Source organism: Micrococcus sp. PSi08 (genome assembly GCF_054960655.1).
In genome coordinates this window covers 1-23,289 of record NZ_JBHNYP010000016.1, presented here as the reverse complement: position 1 = coordinate 23,289, position 23,289 = coordinate 1, and the positions used below count along the sequence as shown (strand labels likewise).

The 23,289-nt window shown below is 74.0% G+C and carries 18 protein-coding genes and 1 pseudogene; 6 read left to right on the top strand and 13 right to left on the bottom strand.

The window, feature by feature from the left end; genetic code table 11:
* Positions 1–35: 35 nt before the first annotated feature.
* Complete coding sequence (gene dinB / locus ACFI33_RS07075) at positions 36–1,331, bottom strand: DNA polymerase IV (RefSeq protein WP_095347341.1); 1,296 nt, start codon at positions 1,329–1,331, stop codon at positions 36–38.
* Positions 1,332–1,387: 56 nt separating this feature from the next.
* Between dinB and ACFI33_RS07070 the strand changes: the two genes are divergently transcribed.
* The gene (locus tag ACFI33_RS07070; protein WP_041104747.1) at positions 1,388–2,503 is read left to right on the top strand and encodes a polyprenyl synthetase family protein; all 1,116 of its coding nucleotides are present in this window, start codon (positions 1,388–1,390) and stop codon (positions 2,501–2,503) included.
* 42 nt (positions 2,504–2,545) lie between these two features.
* Here the strand turns inward: ACFI33_RS07070 and ACFI33_RS07065 are convergent, their stop codons facing one another.
* Positions 2,546–2,944: an Rv2175c family DNA-binding protein gene (locus ACFI33_RS07065; RefSeq protein WP_049158988.1), complete on the bottom strand. Its 399-nt coding sequence runs from the start codon at positions 2,942–2,944 to the stop codon at positions 2,546–2,548.
* Positions 2,945–3,158: 214 nt separating this feature from the next.
* Here ACFI33_RS07065 and ACFI33_RS07060 point away from each other — a divergent pair, with 214 nt between their 5' ends.
* The gene (locus tag ACFI33_RS07060; protein ID WP_127445903.1) at positions 3,159–4,331 is read left to right on the top strand and encodes a LysM peptidoglycan-binding domain-containing protein; all 1,173 of its coding nucleotides are present in this window, start codon (positions 3,159–3,161) and stop codon (positions 4,329–4,331) included.
* Positions 4,332–4,385: 54 nt separating this feature from the next.
* Positions 4,386–6,323 (top strand): Stk1 family PASTA domain-containing Ser/Thr kinase, encoded by a 1,938-nt coding sequence (pknB, locus tag ACFI33_RS07055; protein ID WP_233569948.1) that lies wholly within the window; start codon positions 4,386–4,388, stop codon positions 6,321–6,323.
* 24 nt (positions 6,324–6,347) lie between these two features.
* On the opposite strand, the gene ACFI33_RS07050 is transcribed toward pknB, so the two are convergent.
* Positions 6,348–7,760, bottom strand: coding sequence for a class II 3-deoxy-7-phosphoheptulonate synthase (locus tag ACFI33_RS07050; protein ID WP_002854593.1), 1,413 nt, complete (start codon positions 7,758–7,760; stop codon positions 6,348–6,350).
* 71 nt (positions 7,761–7,831) lie between these two features.
* Positions 7,832–8,539 (bottom strand): lysophospholipid acyltransferase family protein, encoded by a 708-nt coding sequence (locus tag ACFI33_RS07045; protein ID WP_036316678.1) that lies wholly within the window; start codon positions 8,537–8,539, stop codon positions 7,832–7,834.
* A 68-nt stretch (positions 8,540–8,607) separates the two neighbouring features.
* Here ACFI33_RS07045 and ACFI33_RS07040 point away from each other — a divergent pair, with 68 nt between their 5' ends.
* Complete coding sequence (locus ACFI33_RS07040) at positions 8,608–9,378, top strand: alpha/beta hydrolase (RefSeq protein WP_363931766.1); 771 nt, start codon at positions 8,608–8,610, stop codon at positions 9,376–9,378.
* A 114-nt stretch (positions 9,379–9,492) separates the two neighbouring features.
* Positions 9,493–11,331, top strand: coding sequence for an AMP-dependent synthetase/ligase (locus ACFI33_RS07035; protein WP_127435373.1), 1,839 nt, complete (start codon positions 9,493–9,495; stop codon positions 11,329–11,331).
* A 61-nt stretch (positions 11,332–11,392) separates the two neighbouring features.
* Here the strand turns inward: ACFI33_RS07035 and ACFI33_RS07030 are convergent, their stop codons facing one another.
* The 8 genes from ACFI33_RS07030 to ACFI33_RS06995 all read right to left on the bottom strand — a co-directional run bounded on the left by ACFI33_RS07030 (position 11,393) and on the right by ACFI33_RS06995 (position 21,142).
* The gene (locus ACFI33_RS07030; RefSeq protein ID WP_049146974.1) at positions 11,393–12,856 is read right to left on the bottom strand and encodes a mycothione reductase; all 1,464 of its coding nucleotides are present in this window, start codon (positions 12,854–12,856) and stop codon (positions 11,393–11,395) included.
* A gap of 82 nt (positions 12,857–12,938) precedes the next feature.
* On the bottom strand, positions 12,939–16,457 hold the full coding sequence (locus ACFI33_RS07025; RefSeq protein WP_127445857.1) for a pyruvate carboxylase: 3,519 nt from the start codon (positions 16,455–16,457) through the stop codon (positions 12,939–12,941).
* A gap of 110 nt (positions 16,458–16,567) precedes the next feature.
* A complete protein-coding gene (locus ACFI33_RS07020) occupies positions 16,568–17,131 on the bottom strand; it encodes a MerR family transcriptional regulator (RefSeq protein WP_012750924.1) in 564 nt (187 codons plus the stop codon).
* A 212-nt stretch (positions 17,132–17,343) separates the two neighbouring features.
* Positions 17,344–17,859, bottom strand: coding sequence for a bifunctional nuclease family protein (locus ACFI33_RS07015; protein ID WP_049146968.1), 516 nt, complete (start codon positions 17,857–17,859; stop codon positions 17,344–17,346).
* Positions 17,852–18,595 (bottom strand): transcriptional regulator FtsR, encoded by a 744-nt coding sequence (ftsR, locus tag ACFI33_RS07010; RefSeq protein ID WP_049146966.1) that lies wholly within the window; start codon positions 18,593–18,595, stop codon positions 17,852–17,854. The genes ACFI33_RS07015 and ftsR overlap by 8 nt, the downstream gene beginning before the upstream one ends.
* A gap of 12 nt (positions 18,596–18,607) precedes the next feature.
* A complete protein-coding gene (locus ACFI33_RS07005; RefSeq protein WP_049146965.1) occupies positions 18,608–19,033 on the bottom strand; it encodes an FHA domain-containing protein in 426 nt (141 codons plus the stop codon).
* A 101-nt stretch (positions 19,034–19,134) separates the two neighbouring features.
* Complete coding sequence (gene gcvH / locus ACFI33_RS07000; protein ID WP_002854607.1) at positions 19,135–19,521, bottom strand: glycine cleavage system protein GcvH; 387 nt, start codon at positions 19,519–19,521, stop codon at positions 19,135–19,137.
* An 85-nt stretch (positions 19,522–19,606) separates the two neighbouring features.
* On the bottom strand, positions 19,607–21,142 hold the full coding sequence (locus tag ACFI33_RS06995; RefSeq protein ID WP_080981706.1) for a peptide MFS transporter: 1,536 nt from the start codon (positions 21,140–21,142) through the stop codon (positions 19,607–19,609).
* A 100-nt stretch (positions 21,143–21,242) separates the two neighbouring features.
* Here ACFI33_RS06995 and ACFI33_RS06990 point away from each other — a divergent pair, with 100 nt between their 5' ends.
* The gene (locus ACFI33_RS06990) at positions 21,243–21,764 is read left to right on the top strand and encodes an adenine phosphoribosyltransferase (protein ID WP_049146961.1); all 522 of its coding nucleotides are present in this window, start codon (positions 21,243–21,245) and stop codon (positions 21,762–21,764) included.
* A gap of 174 nt (positions 21,765–21,938) precedes the next feature.
* Here the strand turns inward: ACFI33_RS06990 and ACFI33_RS06985 are convergent.
* Positions 21,939–23,289: pseudogene (locus tag ACFI33_RS06985) on the bottom strand (AAA family ATPase); the annotation flags it as partial.

Below are 23,289 nucleotides of genomic sequence, written 5' to 3'. Positions count from 1 at the left end.
TAGCCAGGTGGCGACGTCGCCGGCCCCGGAACCCCTCACTCCCGGTCCGGGCCTCCGGGGCCCGGCCGCGGCGCGTCCCGGCGGGCGTCGGCGCGGGCCTCGCGGCGACCCAGCAGCGACGCCGGCCGCACGGCCGCCGTCGGGAAGCGCCGGGCGACGGCGTCCAGGGCGGCCTCGGCACCGGCCCAGTCGCCCGCCTCCGACGCCTCGCCCTCCGTCCCCCAGGCGGGACCGCCGAAGAGCGCCTCCTGGGCCGGGGGCTGATCGGCCTCGCCCCCGAGGCGCTCGGCGCGCACGCCCACGAGCCGGATCGGATGCGGCCGTTCGGCGTGCAGCTCGCGGACGAGCCGCCGCGCCGGGCCGAGGAGGTCGTGGCCCGTGGCGGTCGGCCGGGCGAGGCGGGCGGTGCGGCTGCGGACCGACCCGTCCGGCGCCTTGAGGCGGACCGTGACCGCGCCGGCGGTGACCCCCTCCGCGCGCAGCCGGGCCGCGACCCGGTGACACAGGCGCAGGACCTCCCGGTCGACGCCCGCGACGTCGACGGGGTCGACGTCGAAGGTGTGGTCCGCGCCGATGCTGCGGGCCGCCGGGCGCGGGGCGACGGGGCGCGGGTCGATGCCCCGGGCGAGCGACGCCCACTCCCGGCCGGCGGCCCCGAACGACGCCTCCAGCCGCGCGGGGTCCACCCGGGCGAGGTCGCCGATGGTCGCCACCCCCCGCCGGGCGAGCCGCTCGGCCGCCTTGGGGCCCACGCCCCACAGCCGGCCCACGGGCAGCGGATGGAGGAAGTCCAGGGTGCGCTCCGGCGGCACGATCAGCAGGCCGTCTGGCTTGGCCGCGGTGGACGCCGTCTTGGCCACGAACTTCACGGCCGAGCCGCCCACGGTGCACGGCAGCCCCAGCTCGGAGCGGACGCGCTCCCGGATCAGGTGGCCGATGTGCTCGGGCGGGCCGAGCCGGCGGCGGGCGCCGGCGACGTCGAGGAACGCCTCGTCCACGCTGAGCTGCTCCATCACGGGGGTCACGTCCGCGAGCACGGCCATCACCTCGGCGGAGACGGCCCGGTAGAGCTGCTGGCGCGGCGGGATGACCACGAGGGGCGGGCACAGGGCGCGGGCGTGCGCCAGGGGCATCGCCGAGCGGACCCCGTAGGCCCGCGCCGCGTACGAGGCGGAGAGCACCACGGACCGGCCGCTCGGGGCGGCGACGGCGGCGGGACGCCCCTCGAGGTCGGGCTGTTCGCGCAGCTCGACGGACAGGAAGAACGCGTCCATGTCCACGTGCAGGATCGTCGCCTCATCGCGGGGTGCAGCGGGCGCGGTCTCGGACATGGACCGAGCCTATCCGGGACCGGCGAGCCGCCGCGCGGCGCGGCTAGGGTGGGGCCATGCCCGCCGACGTCGCCGTCCCCCGCCCCCGTCCCGCCGACCAGGACCGCTTCCGCGCCGCCGTCGCCGACGCCCTCGACCGCCTGCTGGCGGAGCACCGCGAACGCGCCCGGGACGTCCACCCGCTGACGGCGCCCCTCGTGGACGCGATCGCGGACCTGACCGCGGGCGGCAAGCGCCTGCGCGCCGTCCTGGCCTGGCTCGGCTGGCGGGCGGCCGGCGGCGAGGCGGAGGACCCCCGCATCGCCGAGGCGGGCGCGGCGTTCGAGCTGTTCCAGGCCGCGGCGCTGATCCACGACGACATCCTGGACCGCTCGGACACCCGCCGGGGGATGCCCAGCGTGCACCGCCGCTTCGAGTCCCTCCACCGGGAGGCGGGCTGGCGCCACGCCGCGGAGCACTTCGGCGTCTCCGCCGCGATCCTCGCCGGCGACGTCGCCCTGGGGATGAGCGAGACGGCCTTCGCGCGCGTCCTCGCCGGCACGCCCCGGGAGGATCGGGCGCGGGCCGAGCTCGAGCGGATGCGCTTCGGCGTGATGGCGGGTCAGTACCTCGACGTGGTGGCCGAGATGGCCCCGGCGGCGCGCGATGCCCGCGAAGCCGAGGCGGCCGCCGAGGCGGTGGTGGAGCACAAGTCGGCCCGCTATTCGGCGGTGCACCCGCTGGCCCTGGGCGGGCTGCTGGCGGGGGCGGACGACGGGCTGGTGACCGCGTTCGCCCGGGTGTCGCTGCCGTTCGGCATGGCGTTCCAGTACCGGGACGACCTGCTCGGCGTGTTTGGCGATCCGGCGACCACGGGCAAGCCCGCGGGCGACGACCTGCGGGAGGGGAAACAGACGGTGCTCATCGCCCGCGCCGTCGAGCTGCTCGCCCCGGACGAGGTCGCCGCGCTCGACGCGGACCTCGGCGATCCAGACCTCGGCGCGGACCGGGTGGCCCACTGGCAGGCCGTCCTCGAAGCATGCGGTGCGCGCCAGGCCGTCGAAGAGCGGGTCGCGGTGCTCTCGCACGAGGCGGCCGGCGCCGTGGCGGGCCTGCTCGCGCACGGCGTCCCCGAGGATGTGAGCGCCGAGCTCACGCGGCTGATCGACGCATACACGTCGCGCCGCCACTGAGCCGCACGAACCCCGCGGGCGGATGGCCGCCCGCGGGTCGGCTCACCAGGCCAGGGCCTGGGCGCGGCGCCGGATCTCGGTCTTCCGACCGTCCCGGAGCGCGTCGATGGGCCGGCCGGGCAACGACTCGTCCTCGGTGAACAGCCAACGGAGGGCCTCCTCGTCGGAGAAGCCGGCGTCGGCCAGCAGCACGAGCGTGCCCTGCAGGGAATCGAGCACGCCGGTCTCGGTGAGGAACAGCGCCGGCACGGACCGCACCGCGGGCTCGGGGCGACGCACGGCCAGCAGGCGGCGATCATGCACGAGGTTGTGGACGCGGGTCACACGCTGGTCGAGGCGCTCCGCCACGTCGGGCACGGAGAGCCACTCGCCCACGAGGGCGTCGAGCTCGGCGGGGATCGCGTCAGCGGGGACCGGGGTGTCGGAGGAAGTGGTGCTCACAGGCGCCAGCCTACGTGGCCGCCGACGGGCCCGGCCCATCGCGCCCCGGACGGCATAGATCTCAGTATGGTCACGAAGATCACATTCCGATAACATCGCCGAGGCTCCATGGCCGGGCGCCGACGTCGTCGGTCGACCGCGGGGGCCACGGGTCCCACCCGTCACTTCCCCGTCGTGTTCCATCCATCCATCCGATCCGATGCCGAGGTCTGCCGTGCCCCACACCCCCGTCCGCTCCCGCCGCCTGCGCTCCGTCCTGACCGGCGGCGCGGTGCCCCTGCTGCTGCTCACCGGTCTGCCCGCCCAGGCCCACGCCCAGGAGGCGGCGGTGCATACCGTGCGCCCGGGCGACTCCCTCACCCGGATCTCGGCCGCCCGCGGCGTCTCCGTCGCCGACCTGCTGCGGTTCAACGGCCTGGGCCTGGAGACCGTGCTCTACCCGGGTGACGAGCTCCGCCTGACCGGCGCGGCGGCCCCGGCCCCGGCCGCGGGGACCTACACGGTGCAGCCGAACGACGGGTGGTGGGTCATCGCCCGCCGCACCGGCGTCTCCGCCGCGCAGCTGCAGCGGCTCAACGGCATGAGCGCGTCGAGCATGCTCCACCCGGGCATGGTCCTGACCACGCAGCGCACGGCCGCCGCACCGAAGGCCCCCGCGTCGCCCGCCCCGACCACGACCCCCGCCACCGCGCCGGCATCGAAGACCCCGACGGCGGCCGGCGGGACGGTCCGGTACACCGTGGTCTCCGGCGACTCCCTCTGGGGGATCTCCCAGCGGTTCGAGGTCTCCATCCCCCGTCTGCGCGAGCTCAACGGCCTGACGCGGGCCTCGACGCTGCACCCCGGCGACGTGCTCGTGATCTCCGACGGCACCCTCGAGGTGGAGCCGGTCTCCGCCGTCCAGGCGGTCGGCGACACCTTCCTCGGGCGCACCTACGCGCCGCACGTGACGGCCTCGGCGAACGAGAACCTGCGCCTGCTGCGCTCCGTCCCGCAGCCCACCCCCGAGCAGATGCAGCAGATCGTCCGCGAGACCGCCGAGCGGATGGGCGTGGACCCTCGCCTGGCCCTGGGCCACGCGTACACCGAGTCCCGCTTCCGCATGGCCTCGGTCTCCCCCGGCAACGCCGTGGGGGCGATGCAGGTCATCCCGATCACGGGCGAGTTCGCCTCGGAGCTGGTGGGCCGCGAGCTGAACCTGCTGGACCCCCACGACAACGCGGTGGCCGGCGTCGCGTTCATCAAGTACGTGCAGGACCGCACCCCCACCCTCGATGAGGGCATCGGGGCCTACTACCAGGGCCTCGGCGGGGTGCTGGACAGCGGCCTGAACCCGGAGGCACGGGACTACGTGGCCAAGGTGCGCGCCGCGATGGCGATGTTCTGATCCGCCGGCGGCGGACCGCCCCGAGGGGTCCGCCGCCTGTCCTACCCTGGGACGATGAGCAGCGCACGCCGCGACCCCCTCGTGGGGGGCATCGTCGACGGCCGCTACCGGGTCGTCGAGCGGCTGGCCCGGGGCGGCATGTCCACCGTCTACCTGGCCGTGGACGAGCGTCTCGACCGCCAGGTGGCGCTCAAGGTCATGCACCCGCACCTGGCGGAGGACCCCGTCCTCGTCGGCCGGTTCGAGCAGGAGGCCAAGACGACGGCGCGGCTGTCCCATCCGCACGTCGTCGCGGTCCTGGACCAGGGCCACACCGAGGCCGAGGACGGCGACGTGCTGGCCTACCTCGTGATGGAGCACGTGCCCGGCCGCACGCTGCGCACCGTCATCCGGGACCGGGCCCCGCTCTCGCCCCGGGAGGCGCTGCGGTTCCTGCGTCCGCTCGTCGACGGCCTGGCCGCCGCGCACCGCGCCGGGCTGGTGCACCGGGACGTGAAGCCCGAGAACGTGCTCGTCCGCGACGACGGCCGGGTGACGGTCGCGGACTTCGGCCTGTCCCGCGCCGCCACGGCCCACACCATGGCCGGGCAGGCCGTCGTGGGCACGCCCGCCTACCTCGCCCCCGAGCACATCGCCGGGGCGCCCGCCGACGCCCGCTCCGACGTGTACGCCGTGGGCATCATCCTGTTCGAGCTGCTCACGGGCCGCCAGCCGTACACCGCGGCGACCGCGCTGCAGGTCGCCTACCGACACGTCCACGAGCGGGTCCCCGTGCCGTCCACGCTGCACCCCGGGCTCCCCGAGGACCTCGACGACCTCGTGCTGTGGTGCACCGAGCCGGACCCGGCCGACCGGCCCGCCGGTGCCGGCGAGCTCCTGCACCGCATCGACGCCGTGGCGGCGGGCCTGGACGCCGACGAACCGGACCGCCACCCCGCCGAGGGCCCGGATGCGGAGCCGGCGGCGGGCGCCCCCGCCGCCGATGGCCCCGAGGACGCAGCCCCGGACGGGAACCTGGAGACCCGGGCCCTCGACGCCGGCGACCACCACGCGACGCGCCTGCTCCCCGCCCTGGCCGAGTCCGACCTCGACGAGGACATGACCGACGTCATCGACACCCGTGTGGCGACGCACGGGGGCGACCCGCGGCCCGCCGCGCACCCGGCGGAGCCGATCGGCCCGCTCGGGCTCGACCCCGCTCCGGCGGACCGGCATCCGGGGCGCAGCTCCCAGCGGCGGCTGCGTCGGGCGGCCCGCCGTCCCGCGCTCGACCTCGGCCAGGGCACCGGCCGGGCCGCCGCGATCGGCGCGGCCGTGACCCTGCTGCTCACCGGCGTCGCCCTGCTGCTGGGCTGGACGCTGGGCTCCGGCGGCCTCGGAGTCGGCGGCGTGGCGGTGGTCCCCGACCTCGACGGGCTGGCCCGGGAGGCGGCGGAGGAACGGCTGACCGCCGCGGGCTTCACCGCGGCGGTCACGGCCCGGCACGACGAACTCCGCACGGAGGGCACGGTCGTCGCCAGCTCGCCCGCGGCCGGGGAGCCGGCGGGGCGCGGCACCCCCGTCGAGCTCACCGTCTCCGCCGGCCCCGCGCCGGTGCCGGTGCCGGACCTGACCGGCGTCGTGATCCGGCGGGCCCACGGCGTGGCCCGGGGCGCCCGATTCACCGTGGAGGTCGCGGAGCGCCGCACCGATCCCGCGGTGCCGGCCGGGGCCGTGCTCGAGCAGCACCCGGCCCCCGGCGAGCAGGCGACGCCGGGCACCGCGGTCCGCGTGGTGCTCTCCGAAGGCCGCGCCGTGCGCCCGGTGCCGGACGCGACCGGGCAGGATCCGGAGATGGCGGGCACGACGCTGGCGGACGACGGCTGGGACGCCCGCGTGCATCGCCTGCCGCTGCCGCTCTCCGGCCGGGGCGAGTCCCGGGTCCTGCACCAGTCCCCCGCCGCCGGGACCGCCCTGCCCGAGGGCACCGCGGTCCACGTCTGGGTCGGCTGAGCCGGGGCGTGCCCGGCCGCGCGGTCAGGCCCGCGGCGCGCGGCGCTCGGGGTGGGAGAGGGCCTCGGTGACCTTGAACGCCATCTCCAGGGACTGCTGGTGGTTCAGCCGCGGGTCGCACAGCGTCTCGTAGCGGGCGTCGAAGTCGGCCTCGTTGATCGGGTCGGAGCCGCCCAGGCACTCGGCGACGTCGTCGCCGGTCAGCTCGACGTGCATGCCGCCCGGGTGCGTGCCGAGCTCGCGGTGCACCTCGAAGAAGCCGCTGACCTCGTCCATCACGTCCTCGAACCGGCGGGTCTTGTAGCCGTTGGCCGCGGTCACGGTGTTGCCGTGCATGGGGTCGGTGACCCACACCGGCTCCAGCCCCGCGTCCCGGACGCCCTCGACGATGCCGGGGAGCACGTCCCGGATCCGCTCCGCGCCCATGCGGGTGATGAAGGTCAGGCGGCCCGGCTCGCGCTCCGGGTCCAGCCGCTCCGCGAGCTCGAGGGCATCCGCGGTCGTGGTGGTCGGGCCGAGCTTCACGCCGATCGGGTTGCGGACCCGGGAGAGGAAGTCGACGTGGGCGCCATCCACCTGGCGGGTGCGCTCGCCGATCCACAGGAAGTGGGCGCTCGTGGCGTAGGGGTCGCCGCTGCGTGAGTCCACGCGGGTCAGGGCGCGCTCGTAGTCGAGCAGGAGCGCCTCGTGGGCCGAGTAGAACTCGGTGCGGCGCATGGCCTCGAAGTCCACGCCCGCGGCGTTCATGAAGCGGACCGCGCGGTCGATCTCGGCGGCCATCTCCTCGTACTGGGCGTAGGCCGGGTTGGCCATGAAGCCCTGGTTCCACTGGTGCACGCTGCGCAGATCGGCGAAGCCGCCCTGGGTGAAGGCGCGGACCAGGTTCAGGGTGGAGGCGGAGGTGTGGTAGGCCTGCACCATCCGTCGGGCGTCGTGCCGGCGTGCCTGCTCGGTGAACTCGTAGCCGTTCACGATCTCGCCGCGGAAGCTGGGCAGCGTGACGCCGTCGCGGGTCTCCGTGTCCGAGGACCGCGGCTTGGCGAACTGGCCGGCGATCCGGCCCATCTTCACGACCGGCATGGAGGCGCCGTAGGTCAGCACCGCGGCCATCTGCAGGATGGTCTTCACCCGGGCGCTGATCCGGTTGGCGGTGGACCCGGCGAACGTCTCGGCGCAGTCGCCGCCCTGCAGGAGGAACGCGCGGCCCTGGGCGACGTCGGCCAGACGGGCGCGCAGCAGGTCGACCTCGCCCGCGAAGACGAGCGGGGGCAGGGCGCTCAGCTCGGCGACGGCGGCGCGGTGATCGGCCTCGTCCGCCCAGGACGGCGCCTGTGCGATCGGCAGCGAGCGCCAGTGGTCCAGGCCGGGGATGTCGGCGGCGCCCTCCGAGATGGCGGTGCCGAAGGCCAGGATCTTCTCGCGGGGGTCTTCAGTCATGTGCACCAGGCTAGGGGCCGCGTGCCGCGCCCCGGTCTGAGCGTCCCCGGATGACGACGCGCGGGCCCCGCTCAGTCGCGGGCGCGTGGCGGAGCGGCCGTACGGCCCGCCTTCACGTCCGCCGCGTAGGTGTCCACGTACTCCTGGCCCGACAGGCGCCGGATGGCCTCCATGATCTCGTCCGTCACCTCCCGCAGCACCCGGGGGTCGCCGGCGGCCTCGGCACGGTCGGAGAAGTCCAGCGGCTCGCCGAAGATCATGCCCAGGCGCCGGATCCGCGGCAGCACGTGGCCGATCGGCTGCACCCGGTCCGTGCCGATCATCGCGATGGGCACCACGGGCGCGCCCGAGGCCAGCGCGAGCTTGGCCACGCCGATCTTGCCGCGGTGCAGCCGCCCGTCCGGGCTGCGGGTGCCCTCCGGGTAGATCCCGAGCAGCCGGCCCTCCCGCAGCGCCTCGAGGCCCGCGTCCAGCGAGCGCAGGGACGCCTCTCCGCCGGAGCGGTCCATGGGCAGCTGGTTCGCCGCCTCGAAGAACCGGCGGGTGACCCAGCCCTTCACGCCCGGGCCGGTGAAGTACTCGTGCTTGGCCAGGAAGTGCACCTGGCGGTCGAGCATGGCCGGCATGAACACCGAGTCCGAGACGGACAGGTGGTTGCTGGCCAGGATCGCCGGGCCCTCGGCCGGCACGTTCCCGAGGCCCTTCACCCAGGGGCGGAACAGCAGGCGGGTGGCCGGAGCCACGGCGAACGTCTTGGCGGACCAGTAGAACGTGGACACGAGGGCCTTCCGGTCGGGGCGGTCGGGTGCCTGCCCATCGTATGGTCCGCCTGCCTTACCCTGGCACCATGCCCCGCCCCGTCGCCGTCGCCCCCGAAGACCTCCCCCTGCGCCTCATGCCCGCCGCTCCCGCCCGGCGCGACCACTGCGTCGTGCTCCTGCACGGGTTCACCTCGACTCCGGCCTCCGTCCGCGCCTGGGCCGAGGGGCTCGCGGCAGGCGGCTCCCCCGTGAGCGTGCCCCTGCTGCCGGGGCACGGCACCCGGTGGGAGGACCTCGCCGCCACCGGTGCGGACGAGATCCGCGCCGCCGTCCGGGCCGTCGTGGACCTCGAGCTCGCCCGACACGGCCGCGTGGTCATGGCGGGCATCTCGATGGGCGGCGCCCTCGCGCTCGACGCCGCCGCCCACCGACCCGTGGCCGGGGTGCTCGTGGTGAACCCCTCGCTGCGCTTCGCCAGCCCGCTCGCCCCCTTCGCCCCGCTGCTGGCCCCGTTCGTCCCCACGGTCGCCCCGATCGCGGACGACATCGCGGACCCGACGGTGCGCGAGCGCGCCTACCCCCGCACGCCGGTGGCCGGCGTCGCCGCCCTCGGCCGCATCCAGCGGGCCGCCCGCCGCGCCCTGCCGCGGATCACCGCTCCCGTGACGGTCTACCGGTCCGCCCGCGACGCCGTCGTGCCCGCCTCGAGCCACCGGACCCTGGTGCGGGGCCTGCGCCAGGCCCCCGTGGAGGTGGTGGGACTGCCCCGCAGCCGCCACGTCGCCACGCTCGACTACGACCTGCCGCTGCTGATCGACCACGGCCGGAGCGCGGTCGCCGCCATGACGACGCACTGAGTCGCGCCCGGACCCTGCCGCTGCCGGTTGTAGAGTGTGCGTGACACGACTCACACATACTTCCGTTCCGCCGACCATCGGTCGGCGGGACCGACCCGACGCCCGAGGAGTCCCATGCACGAGATCAGCGAGCCGTACCACCACCCCCGCCTGTCCCCGGAGGCGAACATCACGGACTTCCTGGAACGCCAGGCCACGGAGCGTCCCGACCACGGCCTCTTCGCGGTGCCCGACGCGCAGGACCAGTGGACGGACGTCTCCGCCCGGGACGCCCGCGAACGCGTGCGGGCCCTGGCCAAGGGGCTCATCGCCGCCGGGATCCAGCCCGGGGAGACGGTCGGTCTCCTGGCCTCCACCCGCCTGGAGTGGACACTGGTCGACTTCGCCATCTGGTATGCCGGCGCGGTCACCGTGCCCGTGTACGAGACCTCCTCCGTCAGCCAGGTGTCCTGGATCATCGAGGACTCGGACGTGCGCGCCGTCGTGACCGGGAACGAGGACCTCGCCAAGACGGTGCGGGACGCGGTGCAGCGCGAGGGCCTGCCGGAGCTGATCGGCCTGTGGACGATGGACCCGGCCGACGGCGCCCCCGGCTCCGGTCTCGAGGCGCTCGTCGCCCTGGGCACGGACGTCACCGATGAGGAGCTCGAGACGCGCCGGTCCTCCGCCGGCCTGGCCGACCTGGCGACCATCATCTACACCTCCGGCACCACGGGCCGGCCCAAGGGCTGCGAGCTCACGCACGAGAACTTCGCGGAGCTCGTCAACCAGACCCTGTCCTCCTCGCTCGGCGACGTCGTCCGCCAGGACACCTCCACCGTGCTGTTCATCCCCCTGGCGCACGTGTTCGCGCGCTTCGTCTCGGTGCTCACCGTCGCCGCGGGCGCACGCTGCGGGCACGTCTCGGACATCAAGCGGCTCTCGGTCTCGCTGCAGACCTTCCAGCCGAGCTTCGTGCTGGCCGTGCCGCGCGTGTTCGAGAAGATCTACAACGCGGCGCTGCTCAACGCGCAGAGCGGCGGCAAGGAGAAGATCTTCCGCCGTGGCGCGGACGTGGCGATCCGCTGGTCCCGGGCGCTGGACTCGGGCCAGATGACGGCGCCCCTGCGGCTGCAGCGCGCGTTCTACTCCGCGCTGATCTACCGCCGGATCCGGACGGCCATGGGCGGCCGGCTCGCGTACGCGGTCTCCGGCGGCGGCCCCCTCTCCACCGACCTGGCGCACTTCTTCCGCGGCGTGGGCGTGACCATCCTCGAGGGCTACGGCCTCACCGAGACGACGGCCCCCATCACCGTGGGCCGGCCGGACCGGCTGAAGATCGGCACGGTCGGACACCCCCTCGGCGGCAACCAGGTGCGGATCGCCGAGGACGGCGAGATCCTCACGCGCGGCACCTCGCTGATGCGCGGCTACCACAACCGGCCGGAGGCGAACGAGGAGGCCTTCGAGGACGGCTGGTTCCGCACCGGCGACCTCGGGGCCCTGGACGACGACGGCTTCCTCACGATCACCGGCCGCAAGAAGGAGCTGCTGGTGACGGCCGGCGGCAAGAACGTGGCACCGGCGATGCTCGAGGACGCGATCCGCAGCGACGCGCTCGTCTCCCAGGTGATGGTGGTCGGCGACGGCAAGCCCTTCATCGCGGCGATCGTCACCCTCGACACCGACACCCTGCCCGCGTGGCTCGCCGCGAACGGGCTGCCGAAGGACCTCGACGTCGCTGCGGCCGCACGCGAGGACGCGGTGCGCCGCCACATCCAGGAGGCCGTGGACAAGGCCAACAGCCTGGTCTCGCGCGCCGAGGGGATCCGGGAGTTCCGCATCCTCGACCGCGACTTCTCCCTGGAGGAGGGCCATGTGACCCCGTCCCTGAAGATGCGCCGGTCGGCGATCATGAAGGACTTCGCCGCGCAGATCGCGGACATCTACGGGGAGCCCGCCCCGCACAACTGAACGCCCCCTCGACGACGGCGCCCGGCCCCGCGGCCGGGCGTCGTCGTCCCCGCGGTTCCGGTCAGAGCAGACCGGAGTCCGGCACGTCCAGGCCCAGCAGCGCGTTCTCGACGACCTCGGTGAGGGCCGGGTGGGGCCAGTACTGGCCCCGCGCGAGCCGGTGGGCGTCGATGCCGAACGCCATGCCGGTCACGAGCGGCTGGATGAGGTTCGCGGCCTCGTGCCCCAGGATGTGCCCGCCCAGGATCCGTCCCGTGGCCTTCTCCGCGACGACGGTGCACACGCCCTCGGTGTCCTCCATGGCCCAGCCGTAGGCGACGTCCCCGAAGGACTGGGTCTTCACCGTGATCGCGTCCGCGCCGTAGTCGGCGAGCGCCTGCTCCACCGTGAGACCGACGGAGGCCACCTGCGGATGGGTGAACACGGCCGCCGGCACGGGGCCGAGCGTGTTGGCGCGGAGATCGTCCGGATGCTCCAGGTTGTGCGCGACGACGCGGGCCTCGTGATTGGCTACGTGCTTGAGCTGCCACGTGTTGGCGACGTCCCCGAGCACGTAGACCCCCTCCACCGGAGCACCGTCGGAGAGTGCGCGCTGATGCTCGTCGCTGGCCAGGACGCCGTCGTCGGTGACGTCCAGTCCCGCGGCGGCGGGGTCGAGGCGGTCCGTGTTCGGCGTCCGGCCGACCGCGATCAGCACCGTGTCCGCCTCGATGGCCTCCTCCACGATGCCGGTCTGCTCCTGGCCCTCCGCGCGATCCAGGCGCACCCGGACCCAGCCGTCCGCGGCCCGCTCGGCGTCCTCGACCGGTTCGATCCCGGCCGGGGTCCACCCCGTGCGCAGGTCCCACCGTCGGGCAGCGATCTTCGTGAACGTCGTGGACACGGACATGTCGTGCTGCTTGAGCAGCCGGTGGCCGCGGTTGACCTGGACGACCTCGGTCCCCAGCCCGGCGAAGACGGAGGCGAACTCGCAGGCGATGAACCCGCCGCCCACCACGAGCAGCCGCCGCGGCAACCGATCCAGTCGCATCACGGTGTCCGAGGTGTGCACCGACGGCAGGTCCAGGCCCGGGATCTCCGGGAGGGTGGGCCGCGACCCCGCGGCGACCACCACCTGGTCCGCCGTGATCTCCCGGCCCGAGGCGGTGCGCACGCGGCGGGGACCGACGAAGCGCACCTCCTCCTGGATCACGCTCGTGTAGTCCAGATCGTCCCGGCGGTAGCGCAGCCCGTCCCGGCTGATGCCGTCGATGCGCGTGAAGATGCGGTCCCGGATGGCCGGGAAGTCGGCGCCCGTGAACTCCAGCCCCACCCCGAGGCTCCGGGCCTCGGGGGGCAGCGCGGCCAGGCCGGCCGGGTAGGCGTACATCTTGGTGGGGATGCAGCCGACGTTCAGGCAGGTGCCGCCGAACGTGCCGGAGTCGGCGATCACGACGCTCCGGCCCTTCCAGTGTTCGCTGATCAGGGAGTTCCCCGATCCGGAGCCGATGATGAGCAGGTCGTGGTGTTCCGCAGAGGTGGCCATGCCTCCCAGGATAGGCACGGGCCCGGACGCGGTGGCGTCCGGGCCCGTGGGGCGGCCCGCCGGCGGCGGGCTCACGCGGGGCTCACTCGATCACGAGCAGCAGGTCTCCGCCGTTGACGGGCGTGACGCCCTCCGTGACCACGCGGCGCACGGTGCCCGCGGCCTGGGCCGTGATCGTGGCCTCCATCTTCATCGCCTCGATCGTGGCCACCGCCTGGCCGACCTCGACGGCGTCGCCCTCGGCCACCTGGACGGTGACCGAGCCCGCGAACGGGGCGGCGACGTGGCCGGGGGTGCCGGGGTCCGCCTTCTCCGCGGTCCGCACGGTGGACTCGATCGAGCGGTCCCGGACGGTCATCTGGCGCAGCTGGCCGTTCAGGGTGACCATCACCGTGCGCATGCCCTTCTCGTCCGGCTCGGAGACGGACATGAGGGTGGCGAGCAGCCGGACACCGCGTCCGAGCGAGATGACGTGCTCACGCCCGGGGACGAGGCCGTAGAGGAAGTCGCGGGTGTGCAGGGTGACGGTGTCCCCGAACTCCTCGCGGTGCGCCTCGAACTCCTTCGTGGGGCCGGGGAAGAGCAGGCGGTTCAGCACCGCGCGGCGGGTCTGTCCGGCCTCGGCGAGGGCGCTCGAGTCCTCCGCGGAGATCTCCACCATGCCCGCGCCCTCGCGGCGACCCTGGAGGGCCTTGGTCCGGAAGGGCTCCGGCCAGCCGCCGGGCGGGTCGCCGAGCTCGCCGCGCAGGAAGCCGATCACGGAGTCCGGGATGTCGAACTCCTGCGGACGCTCCGCGAACTCCTTCGGGTCCACGCCGGAGCCGACCAGCTGCAGCGCCAGATCGCCCACCACCTTGGAGGACGGGGTGACCTTGACGAGGTGGCCGAGCAGGTCGTCGGCCGCGGCGTACATCGACTCGATGGCCTCGAACCGCTCCCCCAGGCCGAGCGCGATCGCCTGCGTGCGCAGGTTGGACAGCTGGCCGCCCGGGATCTCGTGGTGGTACACGCGGCCGGTCGGGGCGGGCAGCCCCGCCTCGAAGGGCGCGTACGCCGAGCGGACGGACTCCCAGTAGGGCTCCATCGCGGTGGCGGCCTCGAGGCCGAGACCGGTGTCCCGCTCGGTGTGCTCGAGCGCCGCGACCAGGGCGGACAGCGGCACCTGGCTGGTGGTGCCCGCCATGGACGCGGTGGCCGCGTCGACGGCGTCCACGCCGGCCTCCGCCGCCGCGAGCAGGGTGGCCAGCTGGCCGCCGGCGGTGTCGTGCGTGTGCAGGTGCACGGGCAGGTCGAACTCGGCGCGCAGGGCGGTGACGAGCTCGCGCGCGGCCGCGGGCCGCAGCAGGCCCGCCATGTCCTTGATCGCCAGGACGTGGGCGCCGGCGTCGACCATCCGGCGGGCGAGGCCCAGGTAGTAGTCGAGCGTGTAGAGCGTCTCCTTCGGGTCCGTCATGTTGCCCGTGTAGCACAGGGCCGCCTCGGCCACGGCGGTGCCCGTGGCACGCACCGCCTCGATGGCCGGGGTGATCTGCTCGACGTCGTTGAGGGCGTCGAAGATGCGGAACACGTCGACGCCGGACGCCGCGGCCTCGGCCACGAACGCGTCCGTCACCTCGGTGGGGTACGGCGTGTAGCCCACCGTGTTGCGGCCGCGCAGCAGCATCTGGATCGGGATGTTCGGCAGCTCCGCGCGCAGCAGCTCGAGGCGCTGCCACGGGTCCTCGTGGAGGAAGCGCAGCGCGACGTCGTACGTCGCCCCGCCCCAGGCCTCCACGGAGAGCAGCCCCGGCAGGGTGTGCGCGACGGCGGGGGCGGCGGCCAGCAGGTCGCGCGTGCGGACGCGGGTGGCCAGCAGGGACTGGTGGGCGTCGCGGAACGTGGTGTCCGTGACGGCCAGCGCGGTCTGCTCACGCAGGGTGCGGGCGAAGCCCTCGGGGCCCTGCTCCAGCAGCACCTGACGCCAGCCGCGCGGGGGCACCGCGTCCTCGTTCCGGCTCGGGCCGTCGAAGGGCGAGCGGTCCGGCTCCTGGTGCTTGTCGCCCGGGTGCTCGGGGAGGCGGTCGCGAGGGTCGATGCCCTCGACGCGCGGGCCGTGCGGCTGGTTGACGGTGACGTCCACGAGATACTGCAGGGCCTTGGATCCGCGGTCCTGGGAGCGGTTCACCGTGGCCAGCTCGGGGTGCTTGTCGATGAAGTCCGTGGCGACGTCGCCGCTGAGGAACTGCGGGTCGTCCATCACGTTCATCAGGAACGGGATGTTGGTGGCCACGCCGCGCACGCGGAACTCTGCCAGGGCGCGGCGCACGCGGCGCACCGCCGTGGCGTAGTCGCGTCCGCGGCAGGTGAGCTTGACCAGCATGGAGTCGAAGTGGGGGCTGATCTCCGCACCGGCGTAGATGGTGCCGCCGTCGAGGCGCACACCGGAGCCGCCGGCCGAGCGGTAGGCGGTGATGGTGCCGGTGTCCGGGCGGAAGCCGTTGGCCGGGTCCTCGGTGGTGATGCGGCACTGGATGGCGAAGCCGCGGACCTGGAGGGCGTCCTGGGTGATGCCCAGCTCGGGCAGGGTGGCGCCGGCGGCGATGCGCAGCTGCGCGCTCACCAGGTCCACGTCCGTGACCTCCTCAGTCACGGTGTGCTCCACCTGGATGCGGGGGTTCATCTCGATGAACACGTGCTGGCCCGCACGCTCGCCCGCCGTGTCCACGAGGAACTCGACGGTGCCCGCGTTGACGTACCCCATCTCCTTGGCGAAGGCGACGGCGTCCCGGTGCAGGGCCTGCCGGATCTCCTCGTCCAGGTTCGGGGCCGGGGCCATCTCGATGACCTTCTGGTGGCGGCGCTGGAGCGAGCAGTCCCGCTCGAAGAGGTGCACGACGTTGCCCTCGCCGTCGGCGAGGATCTGGACCTCGATGTGCCGCGGCCGCAGGACGGCCTGCTCGAGGAACACGGTGGGGTCGCCGAAGGCGGTGTCCGCCTCGCGCATCGCGGCCTCGAGGGAGCCGCGCAGGTCCTCGCGGCGCTCGACGCGGCGCATGCCGCGGCCGCCGCCGCCGGCGACGGCCTTGACGAAGATGGGGAAGCCGATCTCCTCGGCCTGCTCCAGGAGCCACTCGACGTCGGCGCTCGGGTCCGAGGAGGCCAGGGTGGGGATGCCCGCGCGCTTGGCCGCGCGCAGGGCCTCGACCTTGTTGCCGGTCAGCTCGAGGACGTCGGCGGGCGGGCCGACGAAGGTGATCCCGTTCTCGGCCGCGGCGCGGGCCAGGCCGGCGTTCTCCGACAGGAAGCCGTAGCCCGGGTAGATCGCGTCGGCCCCGGCGTCCTTGGCCACGCGGATGATCTCGTCCACGTCGAGGTAGGCGCGCACGGGGTGGCCCTCGTCGCCGATGCGGTAGGCCTCGTCCGCCTTCTGGCGGTGGATCGAATTGCGGTCCTCGTAGGGGAAGACGGCGACGGTGCGGGCGCCCAGCTCGTAGCAGGCGCGGAAGGCGCGGACGGCGATCTCGCCGCGGTTGGCCACCAAGACCTTGGAGAAGACGGCGCCGGCTCCGGTCGACCCGGCCGCGTCCTCTGGAGGGGTGAAGTTCTCGACAGGTGCGGTCATGGTTGGCAGTGTGTCACACCGCGCCGGAGTTCCGCCTCATGTCGCGCACAGTCACCGTTGCGAGACGAAAGATGACTGGCTCGGCCCTCCGGGGCGCCCGCGGTGGAGGGTCAGGCGGAGCGGCGGGCCCGACGCCGCCCGGCCAGCTCGTCCCCCGGCTCGGGGGCGCCCACCACGCTCTCGCGCGGCAGCTCGGCGAGGCTGCCCTCGACCTCGCGCCACACGCGGCCGACGGCGATCCCGAAGACGCCCTGGCCGCCCTGGACGAGGTCCACGACCTCGTCTGCCGAGGTGCACTCGTACACCGAGGCGCCGTCGCTCATCAGGGTGATCTGCGCCAGGTCCTCGACACCCCGCTCGCGCAGGTGGCCCACGGCGGTGCGGATCTGCTGGAGCGAGACGCCGGTGTCCAGGAGGCGCTTGACCACCTTGAGGACGAGGATGTCGCGGAACGAGTACAGCCGCTGGGAGCCGGAGCCGGAGGCGCTGCGGACCGTGGGGGCCACGAGATCCGTGCGGGCCCAGTAGTCGAGCTGGCGATAGGTGATGCCGGCGGCCTTGCACGCGGTGGGACCGCGGAAGCCGACGTCGTCGCCCTGGGTCCTGCCCTCGTCGAAGAGCGTGCCCTGGGCGCCGAGCGCGGGGGGCCGGCCAGGACCTGCAGTGGGTGTCACGGGGAACCTCCTGGTGCGGGGCCCCCGGTGCGGGGAGGGGGACGCGACCGTCGTGTGCCGCCGGTGACCGTGGCGGCGCTCCCCGGTGACCGTGGGGAGGGCGACGGAGGCGCTCCGGGTGGCGGGGCCCTCTTCCCCTCGAAGGTACGCGCGGGTCCGGGGACGGTCAACGAAGCCGGCGGCGAGACCGCGCCGTGTCGCGCCGGCTCCGCTCAGGCGAAGTCCTCGGGGCGCACCGTGTCCAGGAAGTCGCGGAAGTCCTCGACGGCGCGCTCCTGGCCGGCGTCCTCCTCCCCCGTCCGCGCCGGCATGCCGGCGTCCGCGAGCACGGCGGGGCTGCCGAGCACGGGGGCGTCGGCGCGCAGGGCGACCACGACGGCGTCCGACGCGCGGGCGTCGACCCGGGCGCCCGTGGAGAGCACGAGCTCGGCGTGCACGACCTCGTCCCGGACCTCGGTGAGGCGCACCCGCACGACCTCGGCGCCCAGGGCGTCGACGGCGGCCAGGAGCAGCTCATGGGTGAGGGGCCGGGGCGCGCGGACGCCCTCGAGCGCGAGCGCGGCGGCGGCGGCCTCGGGCGCGCCCACCCACAGCGGGACCATCGTGCGGCCGGGCGGATCCACCAGCAGGATCACGTGGTGCTGTTCGGGCAGCTCGACACGCACGCCGAGCACGGAGAGCGGCACGTCGCCGGCGTCGGCGGCGGGCACGGGGCGCGGCTCAGTCATCCCACTGCTCCAGTCCCACGGCCACGAGGGCCGCATGCAGCCGCAGGCTGGCCTGCGCGATCTCGCGTGCCGAGCGGGCCACGCGGGGGCGGGTGCCGGCGTCGCGGCGGGCCTGCAGCGGGGCGACGGCGCGCTCCACCAGGCCCAGTTCGCGGTCGGCCGCGGCCCGCAGCGGGCGGAGGTGCCGGGGCTCCAGGCCGTGGCCCGCGAGCACGACGGCGGCCCGGGCCACGTCCATCGCGTGGCTCGGGTAGCCGCCGTCGGGATCGACGGGCAGGAGCGAGTACTGATCCAGCTCGGCCAGCAGCTCCTCGCCCGCACCGGATTCGGCGGCGAGCTCGGCGCGGGTCCACGACCGGCGACCCCCGGCGACCTCGCGGCCGAGCCGCTCCGCGTCCGAGGACGCCGGGACCGCCGCGGTTCCGGGCAGGCCGGTGGGGCGTTCGCCGCGGTCCAGCGCGGCCAGGTGGTCGGCGATGACCTTGAGCGGCAGGAAGTGGTCGCGCTGCAGGGCGAGGACGAACCGGAGCCGGTCCACGTCCCCGGGCCGGAAGCGCCGGTAGCCGGCGGGAGTCCGCTCGGGCAGGACGAGGCCACGCTCCTCCAGGAAGCGCACCTTGGACGCGGTGACGCCGGGGAATTCGGCTTCGAGGGCGGCCACGACCTCGCCGATGCCCAGCCGGCCCGCAGGGCGGGCGGCGGGGACGGCGTCGGGTCGCGGGCGCGGATCGGTCACGGGGATGACGGCTCAGCCCCGCGCCGGTGCGGCGTAGTACGTGAGCCGGTATTTGCCGATCTGCACGTGCATCCCGGAGCGCAGCAGGATCTCGTCCACGCGGTCGTGGTTCACGAAGGTGCCGTTGAGGGAGTTCAGGTCCACGAGCCGATGGCCGCCGTCCTCGGCCCGGAACTCCGCGTGACGACGGGAGACCGTGACGTCGTCGAGGAAGATGTCCGCGTCCGGGTGGCGCCCCACGGAGACCACGTCCTCGTCCAGCAGGAAGCGGGCGGACTGGTCCGGGCCCTCGTGGGCGAGCAGCAGCGCGGAACCGGCCGGGAGGGCGCGGATCGCGTCCGACTCCTCGCGGGTGAGGTCCGCCGAGACCAGCGGCGCCAGCTCGGTGAGGTTGATGGCGGAGGTGGACAGGTCCGGTTCACGTCCGGGCTGGTTCATGGGGTGCTCCTGTGCGGGGGCCGGCGCCGCGGCGCCGGATGGAGAGACGAAGGGGACGCCGTCGCCCCGCCGGCCAGCGACGGGGCGACGGCGGACGGGGCTCAGCTGGTGTGCGAGGCGTAGCCCTCGGCGTCCATGAGGCCCTCGAGCTGGGCCTCGTCCGCGAGGGTGATCTCGAACAGCCAGCCGCCCTCGTAGGGGGCAGAGTTGACCAGGCCGGGCTCGCCGTCGAGCTCGTCGTTGACGGCGGCCACGGTGCCGGAGACCGGGGCGTAGATGTCCGAGACGGACTTCGTGGACTCGACCTCGCCCACCGCGGTGCCCGCGGTGACCTCGGTGCCGACCTCCGGCAGGTCCACGTAGACGACGTCACCCAGCGCATCCTGGGCGAAGTCGGTGATGCCCACGCGGACCGTGCCGGCGGCACCGGCCTCGGCGATCCACTCGTGCTCGGCGGAGTACTTCAGGCCTTCGGGGATGGAGCTCATGGAGTGCGCGTCCTTTGTGTGGTCGGGAGTGATGACGTCGTCTCGCAGACTACCGAGCGGCGCGTGATTCGCGCCACTGGCGCGCTCAGAGCACGCCGCGCATGCCGCGACGCACCGGCTTGGCGATGGCCAGCACGAGCAGGCCCACGCCCAGGGTGACCGCACCGATCATGCCGAAGTAGCCCACCTCGTTCTGCTCCGAGTAGGAGCCGGCCAGGGAGCCTGCCAGGGCCGTGCCCAGGGCGACGGACAGGTTGTACAGCGACACCATCATCACCGGGTAGCTGCGCGGGGCGACCTTGGTGGCCAGGGAGAGGCCCACCGGGGAGACGAGCAGCTCGCCCATGGTGCAGACGAAGAGGATCAGCGTCAGCCACAGCAGCGGCACGGCGACGACGTCGGCCACCGGGATGAACAGCAGGAAGGCGATGCCGATCAGGACGATGCCGATGCCGAACTTCACCGGGGTGGCGGGCTGGCGGGCGCCCAGCTTGGTCCACAGCGCGGCGAACACCGGGGCGAACACGATGATGAAGATCGGGTTGATGGAGTTGACCCACTCCATGGGCATGAGCCAGCCGAACAGGTTCCGGTCGAGGCGGTGCTCGGAGTACAGCGCGATCACGGTGAACTGCTGCTGGAAGAGGGCGAAGAACACGGACGTGCCGATGAACAGCGGGATGAACGCCTTCACGCGCGAGCGCTCCTCCTCCGAGACCTTCGTCGAGGTCAGCAGGACCGCGAAGATCGCGATGGCCGCGACGGCGGCGAGCACGACGACGGCGTCGGAGAGGTTGTCCAGGGTGATGACGTCCGTGAGGAACAGGGCCACGACGACGGCGACCATCCCCAGGCCGATCAGGCCCCAGCGGCCGTACTGCGACCGCGGCAGCGGATCCGGGACCCGGTGCACGTCCGTGGGCAGGTTCTTGCGGGTCAGGGCGTACTGCGTCAGGCCGATGGCCATGCCGGCGGCGGCGAGGCCGAAGCCCACGTGGAAGCCCATCGTGTCGCGTGCCAGGCCGGTGAGCAGCGGGCCGAAGAGGGCGCCGATGTTCACGCCCATGTAGAAGATGGAGAAGCCGGCATCGCGCTTGGGGTCCTCGCGGGAGTACAGGGAGCCGACGAGGTTCGTGGCGTTGGCCTTGAGGCCGCCCGAACCGACGGCGACGAGCACGAGGCCCAGGGTCAGGCCCGGGACGCCCGGGACGAGGGCCAGCGCGATGTGGCCCAACATGATCCCGACGGCGCTGACGAACATGGTGCGCTCGGAACCGAGCAGGCGGTCGGCGACCCAGCCGCCGAGGATGCAGAACACGTACACCATGCCGCCGTAGGCGCCGACGATGCCCGTGGCCACGGCCGGGTCGATCCCGAGGCCGCCCTCCGCGGCGGTCCAGGACATGTAGTACACGAGCATCGCCTGCATGCCGTAGAAGGAGAAGCGCTCCCACAGCTCCACGGAGAACAGGTTCGCCAGCGGGCCGGGCTGGCCGAGGAACGGGCGGCCGCGCCAGTCGGGGGTGGCGTCGTCGGGACGGGTGGCCGTCGACGCCGCCACGCGGGCGGACGGCTCGACGTCGGGCACGCGGCCCGCGAGAGGATTCTGGGGATTTTCCACCGATCTACTGTCCTCCCCTGAGGGAGCCAGAGCAAACTCCCCGCCCGATGACGCCGATCACATCCGCGGCCCGGGCGGCGTACGTCCTAGAGTGGAGGCCGTGTCCGTCACCTCCGAGATCGCCCGTGCCCGCTCGCTCATCCGTGTGGTCCCCGACCATCCCAGCCCGGGCGTGGCCTTCCAGGACATCACGCCCCTGCTCGCCGACGCCCGCGCCCTGAGGGAGTGTGTTGAGGCCCTGGTGGCGCCGTTCGAGGGGCGGTTCGACCTCGTGGCCGGCCTCGAGGCCCGCGGGTTCCTGCTCGCCGGGGCGGCCGCCGTCCTGACAGGCACCGGCCTCGTGCCGCTGCGCAAGGCCGGGCGCCTCCCGGCGCCCGCAGCCCGCGCGGACTACACGCTGGAGTACGGGACCGCGAGCATCGAGGTCTCCGAGGACCTGCGGGCCGGGTCACGGGTGCTCCTGCTCGACGACGTCCTCGCCACGGGCGGCACCCTCGCCGCCGGCCGACGGCTCATCGAGGCACGGGGTGCGGAGGTGGTGGGCGCGGCCTGCCTGCTGGAACTCAGGGCCCTCGGCGGCCGGGCCGTCGTGCCGGACACGCACGTGCTGTTCGCGTCCTGAACCGCCCCGCCCGACCGACGGAGAGTGGCGGACCAGGCTGCTCCGCGCCGGGTACGACGAAGCCGGAGCCCCGAACTGCTGAACTCCGGCTTCGTCGACGTGGTCGGGCTAGCGGGATTTGAACCCACGACCTCTTGACCCCCAGGCGTCCAGACCGTTCATACTTCTCCGAAAATGCGACGTGACGGCGTAGCCGAGCTCCAGATGCTCGGCCGCGTAGTCGGCCGGGATCACGACGGAGCCACCTCGCTTCCGGCCAGCACGGCGGAGGGCGAGGGAGTCGTCGTCGCGGACGTCGGTGACCGTCCACCTGTTGCTGTTGCTGACCCAGCCACGCCCGGAGCGCAGGCGCCGGTCGTTGTGTCGGGTGATGACGGTGTCCCCGGCGGCGGCGCGGGTGCCGTCGTGCAGTTCGACTTCGCGGAGGGCGTTCACGATGCCGTCAAGGATCAGCTCGGCGCGGGCTCGCCGGTTGAGGGCGAGCACGGCTTCGTTGGAGTCGGCCACGAGCACCGCCGCCCGCCCGGCCAGCGTGTCGGCGCGCCACGCCCGGTAGGCGACTTCGACCATCGCCTCGCTGTCGCCTTCGGCGATGCGGCCGTGGTCCGCGTAGGCGTTGATGACGCTGGTGTCGCCGTGGCGCAGGCCGAGGGAGGCAGTCTTCTCCCAGGCGTGGGCGAGGCGGTGCACGGCGGTGAGCTCGGGGGCGTCATCCCGGTCGTGGACGAGCATCGCGTAGGCGCCGGCCGCGGTCGGCAACTGGAGCTGAGCGTAGTCCCCGACGACCAACGTCTTCGCCCCGGCCGCGGTGGCGAGGGCGGTGATGCGGTCGAGGGCGAGGGTGCCGGCCATCGACGCCTCATCGACGATGACGAGCTGCCCCCGGCGGAACGTGGCCCCGGTGCGGTCGTGGGTGTCCAGCCACTTCGCCGTGTTCTCGGCGGCAATCCCGAGGTCGTCGGCGAGGACGTGCGCCGCGACCGCGGACGGAGCGAGGCCGACGACAGAGCCTCGGCCGTGCTCGTGCTCCCACGCTCGGCGCAGCGCGTTCATCGCCGTCGTCTTCCCAGCCCCGGCCGGCCCTACGAGCACGTCGATCATCCGGCCTGACAGCGCGATCCTCGCCAACGCGTCCGCCTGGTCCGGGCCGAGGGTGCGGCCCTCCCGGTCGGGCCGGGCCGTGATCCGCTCTACCGTCGCCAACGGCACGGTCGGGCCGGTAGTGGTGCGGGCGCGCTCGAGGAGGCGGTCTTCGGCCGCCAGCAGAACCTCGGAGGAGAACACGGCCGAGTGCTTCGGCCGGAACACTGATGTGCCATCCGGGCGGCGGAACGCCGCGGGGCTCGAAGCGAGCTCGGGCGGGGTCAGCCGCAGCGACACGGACTCGGCGGCGTCGACCACGAGGCCGACGATCGCTTCCCGGTCTTCGGTGGAGGCGAACCTGTAGCCGGTGGTCTGCCGGGCGGCCTCGGCCATCAGGTTCTGAGCCGCCCCCTTCATTCGGTCCGGACGTTCTGTGAGTCGC